The 19,096-nt window shown below is 60.3% G+C and carries 17 protein-coding genes; 10 read left to right on the plus strand and 7 right to left on the minus strand.

Annotated features, from left to right (window positions below; all coding sequences use genetic code 11):
• The first annotated feature begins 106 nt into the window (after positions 1-106).
• The 5 genes from mnmE to AB4072_RS12470 all read left to right on the plus strand — a co-directional run bounded on the left by mnmE (position 107) and on the right by AB4072_RS12470 (position 6,034).
• Positions 107-1,417: a tRNA uridine-5-carboxymethylaminomethyl(34) synthesis GTPase MnmE gene (gene mnmE, locus AB4072_RS12450; RefSeq protein ID WP_441968252.1), complete on the plus strand. Its 1,311-nt coding sequence runs from the start codon at positions 107-109 to the stop codon at positions 1,415-1,417.
• Positions 1,418-1,609: 192 nt separating this feature from the next.
• Positions 1,610-3,487, plus strand: coding sequence for a tRNA uridine-5-carboxymethylaminomethyl(34) synthesis enzyme MnmG (gene mnmG, locus AB4072_RS12455; protein WP_441968253.1), 1,878 nt, complete (start codon positions 1,610-1,612; stop codon positions 3,485-3,487).
• Positions 3,484-4,128 (plus strand): 16S rRNA (guanine(527)-N(7))-methyltransferase RsmG, encoded by a 645-nt coding sequence (gene rsmG, locus AB4072_RS12460; RefSeq protein ID WP_441968254.1) that lies wholly within the window; start codon positions 3,484-3,486, stop codon positions 4,126-4,128. The genes mnmG and rsmG overlap by 4 nt, the downstream gene beginning before the upstream one ends.
• Positions 4,128-4,967 carry a ParA family protein gene (locus AB4072_RS12465; protein WP_441968255.1) on the plus strand — a complete coding sequence of 280 codons (840 nt, stop codon included), beginning with the start codon at positions 4,128-4,130 and terminating at the stop codon, positions 4,965-4,967. Before rsmG ends, AB4072_RS12465 begins: the two co-directional genes overlap by 1 nt.
• A 173-nt stretch (positions 4,968-5,140) precedes the next feature.
• Positions 5,141-6,034, plus strand: a complete 894-nt coding sequence (locus AB4072_RS12470) for a ParB/RepB/Spo0J family partition protein (protein ID WP_441968256.1) — start codon at positions 5,141-5,143, stop codon at positions 6,032-6,034.
• A gap of 824 nt (positions 6,035-6,858) precedes the next feature.
• Here the strand turns inward: AB4072_RS12470 and holA are convergent.
• The 3 genes from holA to leuS all read right to left on the minus strand — a co-directional run bounded on the left by holA (position 6,859) and on the right by leuS (position 11,133).
• Positions 6,859-7,878, minus strand: a complete 1,020-nt coding sequence (gene holA / locus AB4072_RS12475; RefSeq protein WP_441968257.1) for a DNA polymerase III subunit delta — start codon at positions 7,876-7,878, stop codon at positions 6,859-6,861.
• Positions 7,879-7,979: 101 nt separating this feature from the next.
• Complete coding sequence (gene lptE / locus AB4072_RS12480; RefSeq protein ID WP_441968258.1) at positions 7,980-8,525, minus strand: LPS assembly lipoprotein LptE; 546 nt, start codon at positions 8,523-8,525, stop codon at positions 7,980-7,982.
• Positions 8,512-11,133: a leucine--tRNA ligase gene (gene leuS / locus AB4072_RS12485; RefSeq protein WP_441968259.1), complete on the minus strand. Its 2,622-nt coding sequence runs from the start codon at positions 11,131-11,133 to the stop codon at positions 8,512-8,514. Before leuS ends, lptE begins: the two co-directional genes overlap by 14 nt.
• A 303-nt stretch (positions 11,134-11,436) precedes the next feature.
• Here leuS and AB4072_RS12490 point away from each other — a divergent pair, with 303 nt between their 5' ends.
• A complete protein-coding gene (locus AB4072_RS12490; protein ID WP_441968573.1) occupies positions 11,437-12,117 on the plus strand; it encodes a YggS family pyridoxal phosphate-dependent enzyme in 681 nt (226 codons plus the stop codon).
• Here the strand turns inward: AB4072_RS12490 and AB4072_RS12495 are convergent.
• Positions 12,114-13,004 carry a LysR substrate-binding domain-containing protein gene (locus AB4072_RS12495; RefSeq protein ID WP_441968260.1) on the minus strand — a complete coding sequence of 297 codons (891 nt, stop codon included), beginning with the start codon at positions 13,002-13,004 and terminating at the stop codon, positions 12,114-12,116. The genes AB4072_RS12490 and AB4072_RS12495 overlap by 4 nt on opposite strands.
• Positions 13,005-13,109: 105 nt before the next feature.
• Here AB4072_RS12495 and AB4072_RS12500 point away from each other — a divergent pair, with 105 nt between their 5' ends.
• Together AB4072_RS12500 and AB4072_RS12505 are read left to right on the plus strand one after the other, a co-directional pair.
• A complete protein-coding gene (locus tag AB4072_RS12500) occupies positions 13,110-13,310 on the plus strand; it encodes a hypothetical protein (RefSeq protein WP_441968261.1) in 201 nt (66 codons plus the stop codon).
• 354 nt (positions 13,311-13,664) lie between these two features.
• Positions 13,665-15,194 carry an ATP-binding cassette domain-containing protein gene (locus AB4072_RS12505; protein WP_441968262.1) on the plus strand — a complete coding sequence of 510 codons (1,530 nt, stop codon included), beginning with the start codon at positions 13,665-13,667 and terminating at the stop codon, positions 15,192-15,194.
• A gap of 97 nt (positions 15,195-15,291) precedes the next feature.
• Here the strand turns inward: AB4072_RS12505 and AB4072_RS12510 are convergent, their stop codons facing one another.
• Positions 15,292-15,825, minus strand: a complete 534-nt coding sequence (locus AB4072_RS12510) for a L,D-transpeptidase family protein (RefSeq protein WP_441968263.1) — start codon at positions 15,823-15,825, stop codon at positions 15,292-15,294.
• Positions 15,826-16,028: 203 nt separating this feature from the next.
• Between AB4072_RS12510 and AB4072_RS12515 the strand changes: the two genes are divergently transcribed.
• Together AB4072_RS12515 and AB4072_RS12520 are read left to right on the plus strand one after the other, a co-directional pair.
• On the plus strand, positions 16,029-16,715 hold the full coding sequence (locus AB4072_RS12515) for a response regulator transcription factor (RefSeq protein ID WP_441968264.1): 687 nt from the start codon (positions 16,029-16,031) through the stop codon (positions 16,713-16,715).
• A gap of 4 nt (positions 16,716-16,719) precedes the next feature.
• Positions 16,720-17,208, plus strand: a complete 489-nt coding sequence (locus AB4072_RS12520) for a cyclic nucleotide-binding domain-containing protein (protein WP_441968265.1) — start codon at positions 16,720-16,722, stop codon at positions 17,206-17,208.
• 183 nt (positions 17,209-17,391) lie between these two features.
• On the opposite strand, the gene sseA is transcribed toward AB4072_RS12520, so the two are convergent.
• Positions 17,392-18,252: a 3-mercaptopyruvate sulfurtransferase gene (sseA, locus tag AB4072_RS12525; protein ID WP_441968266.1), complete on the minus strand. Its 861-nt coding sequence runs from the start codon at positions 18,250-18,252 to the stop codon at positions 17,392-17,394.
• A gap of 24 nt (positions 18,253-18,276) precedes the next feature.
• The gene (gene xth / locus AB4072_RS12530) at positions 18,277-19,092 is read right to left on the minus strand and encodes an exodeoxyribonuclease III (RefSeq protein ID WP_441968267.1); all 816 of its coding nucleotides are present in this window, start codon (positions 19,090-19,092) and stop codon (positions 18,277-18,279) included.
• Between the last annotated feature and the right edge of the window lie 4 nt (positions 19,093-19,096).

A 19,096-nucleotide genomic window follows, 5' to 3' on the forward strand; every position in this document is an offset into this window, starting at 1 on the left:
CGGGTGAGCCGACCAGGCGGTACATCCAAGCCGGAGGGATCTCCGACAGATCGATTCGGATCAGAACCGATCGTAGCGCCGCAAGGCTTAGGCAGGGTTCACGTTCATGCGCTCGGACGACACCATCTTCGCAACCGCCTCCGGCTATGGCCGCGCCGCCATCTGCGTGGTCCGGGTCAGCGGAGATAAAAGTCGATTCATTCTCGAAACGATTGCCGGTGGCGCGCCTGCGCCCCGGCACCTGAGCCTGCGCCTCCTTCGCGATCCCCATACCGCCGAGCCTCTCGACCAGGCTCTTGTCGCCTGGATGCCGGGGCCGAACAGTTTCACGGGAGAGGATCAGGTCGAGCTTCACATCCATGGGGGACTTGCGACCCGCAGCGCCGTTCTCCGCGCCATCGGCTCCCTGGAGGGATGTCGGCCCGCGGAGGCGGGCGAGTTCACGAAGCGGGCTTTCCTGAGCGGGCAGATGGACCTGACCCGCGTCGAGGGGCTGGCCGATCTCATCGATGCCGAGACGGAGGCGCAGCGCCGGCAGGCTCTGTTCCAGCTTGAGGGCCGGCTCGGTAACGCGGCGGAGACCTGGCGGGAGGATGTGCTTCAGGCCCTGGCGCTTCTCGAGGCGGCGCTCGATTTCGCAGATGAGGGCGACGTGCCGGAGACGCTGGAAGCCGACGCGGCGGCGCGACTGGCGAAGCTTCACAATCAGATCGGCCTCTCCCTCACGCAGCCGTCAGGCGAGCGGCTGAGAGAAGGGTTGATCGTGGTGCTCGCCGGGCCGCCCAATGCGGGGAAATCGACCCTGCTGAATGCTCTGGCCCAGCGGGATGTGGCCATCGTGTCTCCCATCGCGGGGACGACACGGGACGTGATCGAGGTGAAATGCGATCTCGGAGGTCTACCGGTTCTCATCGTCGACACCGCCGGTTTGCGCGAGAGCGTCGACATGATCGAGCAGGAAGGCGTGGCGCGAGCACTCGCCCGGGCCGGGGAGGCGGACGTGGTGCTCTGGCTCGTCCCGCCGGAAGGCTCGTCCATGCCGTCACCTCCGGGGCGTCGGATTCTCCGCGTCGGCACCAAGTGCGATTTGAATCGGAACCGAGACGATCTTGATCTTCTGATCTCCGCGACGAGCGGGGAGGGAATGGCCGAGCTTTTGACCACCTTGCGCCAGGAAGCCGAGTCCGCTCTTGGGCTGGGCGATGCAGTGATTACCCGTGACCGTCATCGCCGGGCGCTGGAACGGGCTTTTCAGGCGCTTTCTCGAGCCCTGCATCTCCTTCAAACTGGCGAGTCCTCGGAACTGGCAACGGAGGATGTACGCCTCGCGGCCCACGCGCTTGGGGAAATCACGGGTCGGGTTGACGTTGAGGATGTTCTAGATCGTTTGTTCTCAAGCTTTTGTATCGGAAAATGAGTCTCGAAACTTTGAGATCTTGTCGGTTGGAAAGGCTGTTTATAGAGAGTCGACAGTGAGTTTATAAGGAGTCGATAGGCTGTGGACATCGTGTTGATAGAGTCATGCTGGTTGCGATGTTTCACGTGAAACATTTCGGCCTTTGACCTTTCCCAAGGACGGATCTACAGACCTTCACTTGGAGAGAGAATCATGCACTTGTCGTTCGATGTCGTAGTGATCGGCGGAGGCCACGCTGGCGCGGAAGCGGCAGCTGCGTCCTCGCGTCTAGGCGCGCGAACGGCCTTGCTGACGCACAAGGCTTCGACCATCGGCGCCATGTCCTGCAACCCGGCTATCGGCGGTCTGGGCAAAGGGCATCTCGTTCGTGAGATTGATGCGCTCGATGGCGTCATGGGACGCATTGCAGACCAATCCGGCATCCAGTTCCGCCTTCTCAATCGCCGGAAAGGTCCCGCAGTTCGCGGCCCCCGGGCACAGGCAGATCGCAAGCTTTATGCCCGCGCAATGCAGGTAGAGCTGGCAGCGACTCCTAATCTCAGTATTGTCGAAGGTGAGGCACACGATCTTCGAATCGACGATTTTGGTCGAGTGAATGCCGTTATTCTAGCCGATGGTCGTGCGATTTCGTCTGGCGCGGTAGTTCTAACCACGGGCACCTTCCTGAGCGGCCTCATCCATATCGGCGAGCGCAAGTTTCCTGCCGGGCGCATGGGGGAAAAGCCCTCGATCGGTCTCTCCAAAACCTTGGCGCGCTTTGGCTTTACCCTCGGAAGGCTGAAAACCGGCACTCCGCCACGGCTTGACGGGCGGACTATCGATTGGGCGGGCGTGGAGAAACAAGCGGCGGATGAGGAGCCAGTGCCGTTCTCGTTTTTGACAGAGAAAATTACGGTTCCGCAAATCGAATGTGGGATTACGCGCACCACCTTGGCAGGGCATGACCTGATCCGCGCCAACCTTCACCGCGCGCCCATGTATTCCGGCGATATTCTGAGCCGGGGCCCCCGTTATTGCCCCTCCATCGAAGATAAGGTGGTCCGGTTTGGAGACCGTGATAGTCACCAGATCTTTCTAGAGCCAGAGGGTCTCGACGATATCACCGTCTACCCGAATGGAATCTCGACCTCACTTCCCGAGGATGTGCAAAAGGGCCTGTTGGGCGCCATTCCAGGGCTGGAACGAGTCACCATGCTTCAGCCCGGATATGCCATCGAGTACGATTTCGTCGATCCACGCAACCTATCCACGACGCTTGAGACCAAGGCGATCAAGGGATTGTTCCTGGCAGGCCAGATCAACGGCACGACCGGCTATGAGGAAGCTGCGGCGCAGGGGCTCGTGGCTGGCTTGAATGCTGCTCGGCGCGCCGGCGATCAAGATGGCGTGATTTTTGATCGGGCCGAGTCCTATATCGGTGTCCTGATCGATGATCTCGTAACACGTGGTGTCAGCGAACCGTACCGTATGTTCACTTCCCGGTCGGAGTATCGCTTGAGCCTGCGCGTCGACAATGCCGATGATCGTCTGACGGGGAGGGGGATTGCTATCGGTTGCGTGGGATCGGCGAGGGCAATACGTTTCGAAAGTTCCAAAGCCGAGCTTGAGGCTGGCCGGGTTCAGCTCCAGAGTTTGGAAATCACCCCGAAAGAAGCAACGAAATTCGACATTGCTCTGAATCAGGACGGGATTCGTCGTAGCGCTTATCAGCTTCTGTCTTATCCCGATCTTGGGTGGGACTCTCTTCTCAAGATCTGGCCTTCGCTCGGTGTTCTCACCACGCGAGCGCGTGAAAAGCTTGAGACTGACGCGACTTATGCAGTCTATCTGGAACGTCAGCAGTCGGATATTGCCGCCTATCGTCGCGATGAGAATATTGTTCTGGAGGAAACTTTGGATTTTGGCGCTTTGCCGGGATTATCCAATGAAATCAAGGGTAAGCTTCAGCTTGTGAAGCCCCGCACGCTCGGGCAGGCAGCACGTATCGAGGGCATTACCCCGGCTGCTCTGACATTGCTGGCGGCCTATGTGAAGCGTGGACGCATAGATTCGTCGGCGAAATTGTCATGACGCTTTCTCTTGAGGATGCGCAAAAAGCGCTCGGGGATTTCGATGTTTCACGTGAAACAACCGAAAAATTCATGCTCCTCGCATCCGAATTGGAACGCTGGCAGCGAATCAAGAATTTGGTCGGACCCAAGACGCTGGACGACGTGTGGGCCCGCCATATCGTCGATTCGCTCCAATTATACGCGCTTGCGCCTGATGCAAAAGCTTGGCTCGATCTCGGCTCCGGGGCGGGGTTTCCGGGGCTTGTCGTGGCGATTGCGGGCACCGAGCGGGGGCTTCATATGCACCTCGTCGAAAGCAATGCCAGGAAATGCGCCTTTTTACGCCAAATAGCGCGGCTGACAGAAGCCCAGGTTACGGTTCATCAGAGCCGCCTTGAAGACGTCATTCCAGATTTTATCGGTAAGGTTAATGTTGTTTCGGCGCGTGCATTAGCGGCGCTTCCAACACTTTTGGCGTGGACCGAGCCCCTGTTGAAAAGGGGGACAACGGGGACAATCGGTCTTTTTCCAAAGGGACGGGATGTTCTTAGCGAATTGACCGAGGCTAGAAAGTCTTGGACAGTGGACGCGGATATTTTGCCGAGTCGGACCGATTCCGAGGCGAGAATTCTACGTATAACCTCCATCGAGAGTCTTTGATGACAACCCACCAGAGCGGCCTTATTCCAGGAACGCGCCAGGGTAAGCCGCGCGTTCTCGTGCTTGCGAACCAAAAAGGCGGCGTCGGAAAGACGACGACGGCGATCAATCTCGGGACAGCGCTCGCCGCGATTGGCGAGAAAGTGCTGATTCTCGATCTCGATCCCCAGGGCAACGCTTCCACGGGTCTCGGAATCGATCGCAAGAACCGCCGCGTTTCGACCTATCATGTCCTCAACGGCGAAGCGTCGTTGGTCGAGGCTGTTGTCGAGACGATCGTTCCGCGCCTTTTCGTGGCGCCGTCGACCCTCGATCTGCTTGGAATCGAGCTTGAAATCGCCAATGAGCGCAATCGCGCCCATCGGCTGCGCACAGCCATCGACCAACTCATGGCAGAGCCGGACGAAGATCCCTTCACCTATGTGCTGATCGATTGTCCGCCTTCGCTCAATCTGTTGACGATCAATGCTTTGACGGCCGCGGATTCGGTTCTGGTGCCGTTGCAATGCGAGTTTTTTGCGCTCGAGGGTCTCAGCCAGTTGTTGAAAACGGTGGAGCAGGTGCGCTCGACCTTGAATACCAAGCTGGCGATCCAGGGTGTGGTCCTGACCATGTTCGATCCGCGCAACAATCTTTCGGGTCAAGTCGTTGCGGACGTTAGACAATTTATGGGCAGCAAGGTCTACGAGACCATGATTCCGCGCAATGTGCGCGTCTCGGAAGCGCCTTCCCACGGCAAGCCTGTGTTACTTTACGACCTTAAATGCGCCGGATCGCAGGCTTATCTCAAACTCGCATCCGAAATTATTCAACGTGAGCGCGCTCTTCGGGCCGCTTAATGCATGATCAGGTGACATCGGTTTCACGCCGAAATCATGTGAAATCAAAGATGAGCGAGTGTGATCCTGCCAACGACGCATGATCATTCTCCAGAGTGTTTTCCGCAGCTACCGCTGCTAAAGGTCTGAAAAGACGCGGAAAATTGCTCCAAAGATAAAAAGGAAAAGGGCCAATGGCAGAAGAAACCTCGAAGCCGCGTTTGGGACGTGGTCTTGCCGCTTTGATCGGTGAAGTCGGCGATGAGATCGGCGTAGTGGAGCGCGGCCGAGGCCAGCGCAAGGTTCCTGTCGAGTTTCTGCGTCCGAACCCGCGCAATCCCCGCAAGTACTTCGAGGATAGCGAACTGCAGGAGCTGGCCCAGTCGATCCAGGATCGCGGCATCATTCAGCCGATCGTGGTTCGTCCGATGCCGAATCTGCCCGATGCCTATGAAATCGTGGCCGGCGAGCGCCGTTGGCGCGCCTCGCAACTAGTTGGACTTCACGAAGTTCCTGTCGTCATCGTTGAAATCGACGACAAAACCTCGCTTGAATTCGCAATTCTCGAAAACGTTCAGCGAACAGACCTCAATCCCGTGGAAGAAGCCCAGGGCTATTCGCGGCTGATGGAGGAATTCAGCTACACGCAGGACAATCTGTCGAAAATTATCGGCAAAAGCCGCAGCCATATCGCGAATATGATGCGCCTCATGGATCTCCCTGATTCCATTAAGGAATTGCTGGTTTCGCGGCAGTTGACGGCGGGCCACGGGCGCGCGCTTTTGGCCGTAAAGGATCCGCACCGTGTCGCCAAACGGATTCTCGACGAGAAGCTGAGCGTTCGCGAAGTCGAAGAGATCGCCCAACTGGACAACACAGACCCCGCCGAGGCCGATCCGAAGACGGTCGCGCGTCGTAAAAAGGAAAAAGATCCTGACACGCGGGCTCTGGAACAAGCGCTTAAGGACGTTCTCGGCCTGACCGTATCCATCGAGCACAAAGGTCATGGGGGCGAATTGCGCGTTCGCTACAAGACATTGGAGCAACTCGATGGCCTGTGCCGGCGGTTGAACGGGGCGGCGGCCTAAATAACAATAATATCAATGGCTTATGGAAGTCTTCGCGGGAAGGTTTTTGATTTTATTTAGGATTAAAAGCATATTCCGATATGAAGGATGGTAGGGAATTTTTCCGACGAGAGGCTTGTTGCCTTGCCGGGGAAGAACTGAGCGATGAAATACGACGATGCCTAGTACTACAATGGCGACTTTCCGGGGTATCTTCCGCATTTCCGACCTTGGCAGCCTTCAGAAAATGAGGGTTTTCCCGTGGTTCGGAAGCTTTCAAGCAATCCCTGAACGCGGTGGTGACTTGGTTTCGTCTGCGCTCTTTCCTCCCCCTTGCGGGGAGGGGAGGGGTGGGGGTTGAAAAGTCAGAGTGCTGCCTGTGATCCGATAAGCAGGAAGGCCGCTACAGCGCCACGTAGAAAGTTTCACCCGGTCAGACGACCCACACCCTTCGTCCCTCCCCGTAAGGGGGAGGGAAAGCCTGCGCCTATCCTCATCAAACTGAGTCACGACCCTGAACGCGGGTTGTCACCCTGAAGCCGTGGTTTCTGGAAACTGCGATGGGAAAGTTGACGGATGAGGGTTTGAACGAAGAGGGCAATCGATTCGCCGCCCAAATTCGATAGCCAATTCGGGCCTCTGGACTATTCCCGTGCCTTTCCTGATGGGATTTTCCTTGCCAGTCACTTGGACGACCTTCGACCTTCGACGTGCGCACGCCGATCCTTGACCATCGCCTTCCGACTTGGCGAAGAGTACTCACCTGCGTGACACCCGTGGCGAGTAAATCTCTTGAGGTGCTTCTATCTTATTGAAAATAAATATTAATTTGGAATGGACGACAGTTACCGCCGCGCCATCCGCGCGATGTCGAGCAACGTCTTGGCGGCGATGACGTCATCGAGGGCGGAGAGGCGGCGTGTCTCGAGGAGGCTCGCTTGTAATGCGGCAATGGCGCGTTTCAGCGTTTCGGATGTCCAGCGCTGCAAATGGCGCTCGATCAGGGGTTTGCGGCGAAAATGCAGGCCCCGCATGCCCTCAAGCACGGTGCTGGCGCTGCGGCCTTCCTCCATGGAGAGTCGGGCCGATAGGAGCATGAGGGCATGCCGGAGCGCAGCACCGAGCAGAACGGAGGCGTGAACGCCCTCCGCCGCGAGCCGCCGCGAGCCGATTTCGAGATCCGCGCCGGCTCCCGCAAAAGCCGCGTCCACCACCGCATCCATGGCAAGGCTCGAGACATCGCTGAGGATCGCGTCGATATCCTCCAGGCCGATCTCGTGCTTGCCATGGGCGTAAAGCATGAGCTTTGAAAGCTCGCCCCGCGTGGCCAGCCGGTCGCCACCGAGACTCGCCATAAGGGCCGTCCGTGCGTCGCGGGAAATCGAAAATCCGGCTTCCTTCAGCATTTCGTCGACGACGCTTTGCAGATCGCGGCCGGAATCGGCGTAGCAGGGCAGGGCGAGCGCCATCTGGGAACGCTCAACGAGCACGCGCAAAGGCGCATTCTTGGCAAGATCGCCGCCCTCCAGAACCACGATTGTGTCCTGCAGGGGCGTCTGAAGAACGGTCTCTACGGCAGGCGCGATGTTGCGGGAGGTTCCCTTGACCCAGATCGTCCGTTTGCCACCGAAAAGCGCGATGGTTCCGGCCTCGTCAGCCAACCGTGCCGGATCGGAGGCGACCAAATCGCCTTCGAGCCTGATCAGTTGAAACGGATCGTTCGGATCCGTGATCGATTTTTCCGCGAGGGACCGGGCTCTTTCACTCACCAGTCCCGTATCGGGCCCGTAGAAGAGAAACACCCCGATCTGAGGATTGGGGCGTCGCAACACCCCATCCACGTCTCCCGCTTTAACGGCAACCATTAGAGCCCGATCTCGCCTCGTTGAAACCTGATCACGCTCTAAGCTCCTGATTTTTTCGCGATTTTTGGGAAGTCGGGCCCGGCTTTCCCTCGGATCGCTTTCTAGAATTTCGCGTCGTCGTCTGAAATCGCGACCGCGAGACGGGTCTTGATCTCCTCCGAGATCATCTTGGCGATGCGGATCTGCGCGTCCCGAGCGGCCCGAACGCTGGCGAAGCGTTGCTGGAAGCGGTCATAGGACGCGGACCCCCTGGCCGTTCCGCTGGCAAGGATCTTCGAGCCGTCCAGATTGGTGAGGCTATAATTCACGGCGGCTGAAATCGTCGCCGCCTGTGCCGTTCCGGAGACCGCGTCCACGATCGGCGTGCTGAGGGTCTGGTTGTAGACGACATTCAGCATATAGCGCTTCGGTGCGGGGACACCGGAGCCGTTGAGGTCGTAAACCAGCTCGCTGCGCAGATAGTGACCCACCTGCGCCTGCGTATCGGGCAGGTTGATTTCCTGCACTTCGATGGACGCCAACACGGATTGCAGCGATTCGCCGGATGCGGTGGGGCCGTAGAGCGGGCGAAAGCAGGCGGAGAGGGCCAAAGTCAGCCCGGCGAACGCTGTCAGGCGGGCGAGGCTCTTGAGATTAAGCGACAACATTCACAATCCTCTGCGGCACCACGATGATCTTGCGCGGCGGCTTCCCTTCCATGGCCTTTTGCACGGCTTCGAGCGAGAGCACAGCCGCTTCGATGGTCGCCTGGTCGGCGTCCCTGGCGACGGTGACATCGGCGCGCTTTTTGCCGTTGACCTGAACCGGCAACGTAATCGCGTTCTCGACAAGAAGCGAGCGGTCAAGCTCGGGCCAATCAGTTTCCGCGGCGAGCCCCGGCTGACCGAGCACGATCCAGCATTCTTCGGCCAGATGCGGCATCATCGGGGCCAGCAGCTGCACGAAGATGCGCCCAGCCTCGCGGAAAGCGGCGGCGAGGTTCGGCTCATCGGATGATTTGGCGGCGGCGAGTTGCTCATAGAGCGCGTTCGCCAGCTCGTAGATATGGGCGATACAGCGGTTGAAGCGCAGGCGCTCCACATCGTCCTCGACGGCAGCGAGCGCCTTGTGGGCGGCCTTGCGAACAGCTGTCCCGATGGGGCCGAACGAATCGGCGCGGTCGCCGGCGGTTTCCGCTCGGTCGGCCAGTTCGCCGACGAGACGCCAGACCCGCTGAACAAAACGGGCTGCGCCTTGCACGCCTTCCTCGGTCCAGATCACGTCGCGCTCGGGCGGCGAATCGGAGAGCATGAACCAGCGGGCGGTATCCGCGCCGTAGGAGGCGATGATGTCGTCCGGATCGACCGTGTTCTTCTTCGACTTCGACATCTTCTCGATCGAGCCGATCTCGATCGGAGCGCCCGTCGTCACATGGAAGCCCTTGCGGATGCTGCCGTCGGTCTCGATGCGCACGTCGCTCGGCTGAACCCAGGAGCCGTCGGCGGCCCGGTAGGTCTCGTGCACCACCATGCCTTGCGTGAACAGACCCGCGAAGGGCTCGTCCAAGCCCGCATGGCCGGTTTGCTTCATGGCGCGCGTGAAGAAGCGCGAATAGAGCAGGTGCAGAATCGCGTGCTCGATGCCGCCGATATATTGGTCCACCGGCAACCAGTGATCGACCGTGTTCTTGTCCGTCGGCTTGTCGGTGAGGGTCGGGTCGGTGAAGCGCGCGAAGTACCAGGACGAATCCACGAAGGTGTCCATGGTGTCGGTCTCGCGGTGCGCCGCCTTGCCGCATTGCGGGCAATTCACGTGCTTCCAGGTGGGGTGCCGGTCCAGCGGATTGCCGGGCACGTCGAAGGACACGTCTTCCGGCAAAACCACCGGAAGCTGGTCCTTCGGCACGGGCAGCACGCCGCAATCGTCGCAATGGATGATCGGGATCGGGCAGCCCCAATAGCGTTGGCGGGAAATGCCCCAGTCGCGCAGGCGGAAATTCACCTTCCGCTCACCAACCGGACGATTGTTGCGCTTGTCCTGCTCCAGGCGACGGGCAACCTCTTCCTTGGCCTCAGCGATGGTCATGCCGTCGAGAAAGCGAGAATTGATCATCCGGCCTTCGCCGTCATAGGCGGTGTCGGTGATGACGAAGGTGGCTGGGTCCACATCGGGCGGGCACACGACGGGGGTGTTGCCGAGGCCGTATTTGTTGACGAAATCCAGGTCGCGCTGGTCGTGCGCCGGGCAGCCGAAAATGGCGCCGGTGCCGTAATCCATGAGCACGAAATTGGCCACGTAGACCGGCAGCGTCCAGGACGGATCGAACGGGTGCACCACGCGCAGGCCCGTGTCGAAGCCCATCTTCTCGGCTTTCTCGATGGCCTCCAGAGCCGTGCCGGTGCGCTTACACTCTTCGATGAAGGTCGCGAGCGCTGCGTTTTTCTCGGCAACGGCCTTCGCCAGTGGATGATCCGGCGCAAGCGCGACGAATTTCGCGCCGAAAAGCGTATCGGGCCGTGTGGTGTAGACCTCGACCTCGTTCTCGCCGTTGGGAGCGGCCGATTCGAGAGCGAAACGAACCAGCAGACCCTCGGAACGGCCGATCCAGTTGCGCTGCATCAGGCGCACTTTTTCAGGCCAGCGGTCGAGAGTGTCCAGCTTAATCAACAGGTCTTCGGCGAAATCGGTGATCTTGAAGAACCACTGGGTCAATTCGCGCTGCTCGACCAGGGCGCCCGAGCGCCAGCCGCGCCCGTCGATCACCTGCTCGTTGGCGAGCACGGTTTGATCCACCGGGTCCCAATTCACCTTGGCGGTCTTGCGGTCCACGATTCCCGATTTCAGGAAATCGATGAACATGGATTGCTGATGCTTGTAATAGCTCGGATCGCAGGTCGCGATCTCGCGGCTCCAGTCCAGCGACAGGCCCATGGATTGGAGTTGGCCGCGCATGGTTGCGATATTGGCGTAGGTCCATTCCTTGGGGTGGACCTTGTTCTGCATGGCGGCGTTTTCCGCCGGCATGCCGAAGGCGTCCCAGCCCATGGGGTGGAGAACGTTGAAACCCTTGGCGCGCTTGTAGCGCGCGACCACGTCGCCCATGGTGTAGTTGCGAACGTGGCCCATGTGGATGCGGCCCGACGGATAGGGGAACATCTCGAGCACGTAATATTTCGGACGTGGATCGTCGTTCCTCGTTCGGAACAGATCACGGTCGTTCCATTTCTGCCGCCATTTCTGCTCGGCTTCCTTGGCGTTGTAGCGCTCGGGCCTCATCGTTCGTTATTCATCCGTCAAGACAAGAGATTATTAAAGCGACTTGCGTCGCCGGGTTGGCGCGGACTAGGACACAGCTCACTTGCGCGGTCAACGGCTTCGCGCGCGAGGGTGCCCCGTTTGTCATTCCGGGGCGCCGCAGGCGAGCCCGGAACCCATAAACGCGGACGGTTCAGGATCGGACGCGGCGTGGTCGTCGCGGGTGATTCTGCGAACTTACCGTTTATGGGTTCCGGGCTCCGCTGAAGCGGCCCCGGAATGACGGAGGCATGTGTTATGAGCGCGAGGGTGACTAAGAATCCTATGAACGACACCGATTCCATCGAACGCTTGAAAGAGGTCCAGGCCAGCGTCAAACGCTCGGCCGCCGATTACGAGCGCAATCCCGGCTCCGTCACCCTGATCGCGGTGTCCAAGACATTTCCGGCTGAGGAAATCGAGCCCGTTCTGGCGGCTGGTCAGCGGGTTTTCGGCGAAAACTACGTTCAGGAGACGAAGGCCAAGTGGCTGTCCCTTCGCGAACGCTATCCGGATGTGGAACTCCATCTCATCGGCCCGCTGCAATCGAACAAGGCGAAGGAAGCCGTCGAACTCTTTGACGTGATTCAGTCGCTCGACAGGCCCTCGCTCGCGGAAGCGCTCGCCAAGGAAATTGCCAAGCAGGGCAAAACGCCGCGCCTGTTCGTGCAGGTGAATACCGGCGACGAGCCGCAGAAGGGCGGCGTCTCGCCTGCCGAGGTCGATGCCTTTCTGGAAGCCTGCCGCACGAAATACGGCCTGACCATCGAAGGCCTGATGTGCATTCCTCCGGCGGAAGACCCGCCGTCGCCGCACTTCGCCCTGCTCGCCACCATCGCCAAGCGCAACGGCCTCAAAAACCTCTCGATGGGGATGAGCGCCGATTTCGACGCCGCGATCCAGCTCGGCGCGACTTACGTGCGGGTGGGAAGCGCTATTTTCGGGACGCGGCCGAAGACGGATTAGGTGTTCGTCTCCGCCACTTCCTCCAGAAGCCATTGTCGAAAAGCCTCGACGACCGGCATGTCGCGGCGCGACGCTCGGTGGACGAAGAAATAGGTCGCGCCGGTGACGATGTTGTCGGGGAAGGGCGTGACGAGGCGGCCGAGGCGCAGATCGTCCGCCACCATGGCGAGATCCGCGATGGCAAGGCCGCGTCCGGCTTCCGCCGCGCGTTGCGCCAGATCGAGCGTGCCGAAAACCTCGCCCCGGTCGACAGGAAAATCCTCGCCGCTCCAGCCCTTCGCCCATTGCCGCCAATCCGTGCGGTGGCTGGTGCAGTGAAGCAGCGGCACCGTGGAAAGCGCCTCGCTGGTTCCCGCACCGACCCAGTTTTGCAGGAATTGCGGCGAGCAGACGGGGGTCAGTTGCTCGATCATAAGTTCGGTCAGGCACGCGGCAGGCCATCGCCCCGGCTCGCAGCGCACGCCCACGTCGAAATCGAGTGTGTCCGGTTCCAGCTCGTCCCAGGTGATGTTGACCTCGATCTTGGTGTCCGGGTGACGCGTTTCGAAACGCGGCAGGCGCGGCATCAGCCAGCGGATGCCGAAAGTGGGTGGCACGCGTAAGCGCAGCGTCTCGGGTCGTTTGCGCAGCCGCGCGATCCGTTCGCCGATTCGCTCGAAGGCCTCGCTCAAGGTCTCGGCGAGCGCTTCTCCCTGCGGCGTCAGGACGAGGCCGCGGTGGACGCGCCGGAAGAGGGCACAGCCCAGATCCTGTTCCAGCGTCCGGATATGGCGGCTCACCGCGCTCTGCGTCACGAACAGCGCTTCCGCCGCCCGCAGCATGCTGCCGGTGCGCGCGGTCATCTCGAAAGCGCGAAGGGCGTTGAGGGAAGGGATCTGTCCAATCATGGTTTCACTTGAGTTTAACGCAAGCGAAGCGCGCGTTAAAAGCGGTTGAGCCTTTGTTCGATCTGCTAAAAATAGACAGCCTCTGATGAAAAGTGGAGGTGTGAAATGAGAATTATGAAAGCTTTGAAGGGCGTCTTGCCGGCCCTGTCGGAGGATGCCGCAATGAAAGAGCAGGATCGCGTGCTGCAGAACGAGTTGAAACGCCTCGCTGCGCTGGGCGACCATCTCCTGTGCGATATCGGCCAGGAACCGGCGAAGGTCCGCCGCCTCATCGAGGAGGAGTGCCGCGAGTCTCGAGACGGATGAGGGAGTTGCGCCTTTCGCCCGACGTGCTTAAGCTTCGTCCCGATCCACAACGCCAACCGAGGGAGGGCTGCATGTGTGAGGCACAGCATTTACGCATGTTCGGCCCCTGGAATGCCCTGCAGCAGCTTGTTGCAGGGCCGGCCATCGAACGGATCTGACGTTTCAGAGAGTTTCACGGTTGTCGCGTCAGGCGGCAAATTGGTTGAAGACCTCTTACGTCCTCGTCTCATTCTGGTCAGCTCTGAACGGCTCACCGCGCAGAAGGCTCAAGAAGCCAAGCGCGTCAGACGAACGTTCAAGATTTTTTCGCGCGATGTCCTCGATGCGGCCGCGCGATACCAAATGAGATGAAAAATGGGCTCGATCAGCCTTCGCAACGCGACCTTCCTCGCGCAAACCACCCTGTTCCAGGATCTTACCCTCGTCGTGGGTGAGCGTGACCGTATCGGTCTCGTGGCCGGAAACGGTGCGGGAAAATCCACCCTGTTGAAATGCCTCGCGGGTCTTCTCGAACCGACGCACGGTGAGATCGTGCGCTCGCGCGGCATGCGCGTCGCCTTTATCGAACAGGACATGCCGGAGGCCCTGCTCGATCTCTCGCTGCATGATGCGGTCTCAAGCGCGTTTCCACCCGCCGAACGCGATCATCAGGAATGGCGCGTTCATGTGGTGCTGGACGAGTTTGAGACGCCGCCCGATCTGCGCGAACGGCCGGTGCGCTTGTTGAGCGGCGGCTGGCAACGTCTGGCGTTGATTGCACGCGCCTGGGTCACGGAACCGGATGCGCTGCTTCTCGACGAACCCACCAATCACCTCGATCTCGAAAAGCTTCTGCTGCTGGAGCGTTGGATCGCCAACGCGGCGGGGTCGATTCCGATGGTGATCGCCAGTCACGACCGGGATTTTCTCGACGCCTGCACGACCAAAACGCTCTTTCTGCGTCCCGATGCGTCGGTGATGTTTTCGCATCCCTATCGCCGCGCGCGCGATCTCCTGGCCGATCACGATGCGACGCTCGCGAGCAAGAACGAGAAAGACCTGCGCGAGATCAAAAAACTGCGGCAGAATGCGGGCGAATTGCGCAATGTCGGCATCAACAGCGGCAGCGATCTTTTGCTCTCCAAGGCGAAGCAACTGACCAAGCGCGCCGCGGCGTTGGAGGAGGGGTTGCAGGCGCTTCACAAGGAGCGCCCCGGCGAGATCCGTCTCGTCAATCGCGGCACACACGCCAAGGTTCTGGTCACGCTGGAAAACGTCGCCGTCCAAAAGCCCGACGGTGGACGGCTCTTCGAAATCCCCAAGCTTGAAATCGCCCAGGGTGAGAGGATCGTTCTGCTCGGTCGGAACGGAGTCGGTAAATCCCAACTCATCCGGCTTCTGCATCGTACGATGACGGGCGGGAGCGAGATCCCGGGCATCAGGATCAGCCCTTCCGTCGTGTTAGGCTACACCGATCAGGACATGGCGCAGTTGCCGGTGAAGCAGACGGCGCACGATTTCATCCTTTCCGCTTTTCGCCTCGGCGACCAGCGTAGCCGCGCGCTTCTCGCCGGAGCGGGGTTTCCAATCGAAAAACAAACGATGCCCATCGCGAAATTCTCGCCGGGCCAGAAGGCGCGCCTTGGCCTCCTGGCGCTGCGGCTCGCCGAGCCGAATTTCTATCTCATGGACGAGCCCACGAACCACGTGGACATTCCTGGGCGTGAAATGTTGGAGAACGAAATTCTCGCGTCCGAGGCCACAAGCATCCTCGTCTCTCATGACCGCAGTTTCGTGAAGACCGTCGGCACGCGGTTTCTCGTGATCGAGGGACGGCGGATCAAGGAGGTCGACACGCCGGAAGTCTTTTATCGTACGATGGGAACCGGCGCCCTGCCGGGATAGGCCCGTCATCCATGAAACGGAGGGCGCTGCGGCGTCCTTCCGTCGACTTTCGGAGCAAGGGACGAGGCTCAACGTCATCTATGAGGGGCGGCGCTCTTTAACCGATGATCTCGATCCGAGTCTGTGGACCGAGTCGCTCCAGCAGGCGGCGGATCATGCGCTTTTCGACCGCGACGCAGCCTTGCGTCGGCGTGAAGCCGGGACGGGCGAGGTGGAGAAAGATCGCGCTGCCGCGTCCCTTCGCGATGGGGCCGCGATTCCAGCCGATATCCACAACCACGTCATAGACATCGTCGGCGCGCCACATTTCCTCGTGGCTCGTCGGGCAGGGCAGGGAAACGAGGCGGTTGTAGCGTCGGTCGCGCGGATCGTCCGACCAGCCGTCGGTCTTGCGAATCGGGTGCAGCGGCAGGCCCGTGCGCGGGCGGGGTCCGCGATCCGGCCGGTAGAACGCTTGCAACAGCGCGAACGATCCGACGGGGGAGCCGCCATCGCCCTCTTTCTTGTGATGGGTCGTGCCGGAACGGCCGAGCGCACAGGGCAGAACCAGATTCCCGGCGACGAGCCGCCCGCGCCGGTGATCGAGGGAAGACCGGTAGACCCGGATAAGATCGACGCTGTTCCGCTTCATGACGCTTGAAAGGGCTGGATCGGAGGCTTCTTGTCAAGGTATGAGGGCTGATGCGTGTTCGGGCGCACCGAAAGCATCGGTGCCGTCAAGAAGATGCGGAAAACCAAAGATTTGGAGTATGATCGACGTGCACGGCCGCGTGGATCATGGTCTAGTCCCGGTTACGGAATTTGAGCGTCCCACCGCGTTTCGAAGGGTTTGAGATGTCAAACGCCAGTCGTCTTCTCGTCGTCGATGACGATCAGGATTTGCGCGATACCCTGGCCGAACAGCTGGGCTTCTACGACGAATTCGAGATCGAGACGGCGAAGGATGCTATCGAGGCGATTGAGGCGGCGAAGCGTGGCCGCATCGATCTCGCCATCATGGATGTGGGCCTGCCCGACATGGACGGTCGTGAAGCCGTCAAGATCATGCGCCGCGACGGATTTCGTAGCCCGATCATCATGCTCACCGCACAGGGCTCCGACACGGATACGGTGATGGGCCTGGAGGCGGGCGCCAACGACTATGTGGTGAAGCCGTTCAAATTCGCGGTTCTTCTGGCGCGCATCCGCTCGCAACTGCGCCAATACGAGGCGAGCGAGGACGCGGTCTTCCAGATCGGCCACTACACGTTCCGCCCCGGCTCGAAGCTTCTCACCACCGAGAAGGGCTCGAAGCTGAAGCTCACGGAAAAGGAAACTGCGATCCTGCGCTACCTCTACCGCGCGGGCCGCGAGGTTGTGGGCCGCGAGACGCTTCTCGCCGAAGTCTGGGGCTATAATTCCAACGTGACGACGCATACGTTGGAGACGCATATCTACCGGCTGCGGCAGAAGATCGAGCCCGACCCGTCCAACGCACGGATTCTGGTGACCGAGGCCGGCGGTTATAAGCTGATCCCGTAGCATCATGGCCCTTGAAGACGATATCGCGATCCTGTCTCAGGCACCCCTGTTCAATCTTTTGGACAGGGACGCATTGCGGCTTGTCGCCTTCGCATCGGAAAGCCGCGCGTTGCGCGCGGGCGATGTGCTTTTTCGCAAGGGCGATCGGTCCGATGGCGGCTTTGTCGTCAGCAAAGGCGCGATTGCGCTCGACGCCAATGACGACGGGTCACCCGCGACCTTCATCGCCAAGCCGGGCACGCTGATCGGTCAGTCATCGTTGTTCACCCGCATCGTACGTCCGGCCACCGCCACGGCCCGCGAGCCCTCCTCGGTCATCCGAGTCAGCCCAAGCCTGATGCGTCGCGTGCTCGAAGAATTTCCCAACGCCGCTGCCGCCATGCAGGACGCCATGGCGGATGAGTTGGCGCGCCTCGCCAAGGGTCTGGAAAGAGTCCGCCAGCAATTGATCGCCATCGATGGAGAAGAGATCCCGGCCGTGATGCCCGATTGAACGCTGAGAGCAGCATCCGTCATTCCTGGGCCGCGCAATGGAGTCTGGAATCCAGAGCCACTGATCATCACGAAGAGATCTTCGACCGCCTCTGCCTGGAAAAGCGCCGCGTTTATGGGTTCGAGCTCGTGCTACGCACGCCCCGCAATGACTCAAAACAGCTCCAGACCTTCTGGTCGCGCGCTAAACTCCGGCTCCAACCTCGACCGGTGCATCGGGTCGAGCGCCCCATTCCGACCAGGACCCGTCGTAGATGGACACGGCCTTTGCTCCGATGGTCTCAAGCCCCAGCGCCAGGACCGCCGCCGTCACGCCCGATCCGCAGCTTGCGATGATGGGCTGATCGAGATCGACGTTCTTATCGGCGAACACCTTGCGTAGATCGTCGGATGACTTCAGCCGGCCATTTTCGAGGAGCGCGGTGAAGGGAACATTGACGCTCCCCGGCATATGACCCGCCCTTAGACCGGGCCGGGGTTCTGGCGCCTGGCCGCTGAAGCGCTCGGTGGACCGGGCGTCGAGGACCTGGGCCGAGCGGTTCTTCAAGGCGTCGAAAATCTGCCCGAAGTTTTTGACGGCATCGGCATGGAAGTCGGCTGAAAACGTGAGGGGCGAGCGAATGACTTCGCCCGTCTCGGTCGGATATCCGTCGGCCTTCCAGCCCTTCAGACCGCCGTCCAGAATGCTGACATTGCTGACGCCGAAGATTCTGAATGTCCACCAGACGCGCGGCGCGGAAAAAAGGCTGTCGCCGTCATAAACGACGATGTGTTTTTTCTCGTCGATCCCAAGCCCCGCCATCGCTTCCGCGAAGGCCTGCGCATTCGGCAGCATGTGAGGCAGGTCCGTGGAATGGTCGGAGATCGCGTCGATGTCGAAAAAGACGGCTCCCGGAATGTGCTCCGCCGCATAAAACGATCTGGGATCCAGTTTCGGTGTCGCTCCGGCGGGAGGAAGACGCGCGTCGATGATGACGAGATTCGCGTCGTTCAAGTGCTGGCTGAGCCAATCCGCGGATACGAGAAAGGGAGATTTGTTCGTCATAAGAAAGCTCTCGAAAAAGAAGCCTCAAAGCTCCAGCACGGCCGTCACCGGCACGTGGTCGGACGGGCGTTCCCAGCCGCGCGTTTCCTTGGTGATGTCGATGGAGCGAAGGGTGCCGGTCAGGTCCTTCGAGACCCAGACATGGTCAAGGCGGCGGCCCTTGTTGGCGGCGGCCCAATCGGGGGAGCGGTAGCTCCACCAGGAGAAGAGCTTCTCCGGCTCAGGCCGCAGATGGCGCATGGCATCGGTCCAGCCGGTCGCCTGGCGCAGCTCTTCCAGCGTCGCTGTCTCGATGGGGGTATGGCTCACGACATCGAGAAGCTGCTTGTGGCTCCACACATCGTGTTCGAGCGGTGCGACGTTGAGATCGCCGACGAGGATCGCGGGCGCGCCGGTGGGCTTCGCCTTGTCGCCCCAGCCGCGCAACTCATCGAGGAATTGCAGCTTGTGGCGGAATTTCTCGTTCAGATTCACATCTGGAATATCGCCGCCCGCCGGGACGTAGAAATTATGGATCGTGATTCCGGCGGCCTTCTTGGCCTCGGGCGCAAGCGTCACGGTAATGTGGCGCGCATCCGCCCGCTCGCACATCTCCATCACGCTCGTCTGCGAGAACGGATAACGCGACAGGATCGCGACCCCGTTATAGCCCTTCTGTCCCACATGGACGATGAAGGGATAGCCGTAGGATTGCAGATCTTTCAGCGGAAACCTGTCGTTCGGGCACTTCGTCTCCTGCAGACACAGGATGTCGGGCCGGCGTTCTTCGAGAAAGCGGCGCACCTGATCGATGCGCAGGCGAACCGAGTTGATATTCCAGGTCGAGACGGTGAGATTCACGAAT

The sequence above is a fragment of the Microvirga sp. 2MCAF38 genome (assembly GCF_052115485.1).
Lineage (GTDB): Bacteria > Pseudomonadota > Alphaproteobacteria > Rhizobiales > Beijerinckiaceae > Microvirga.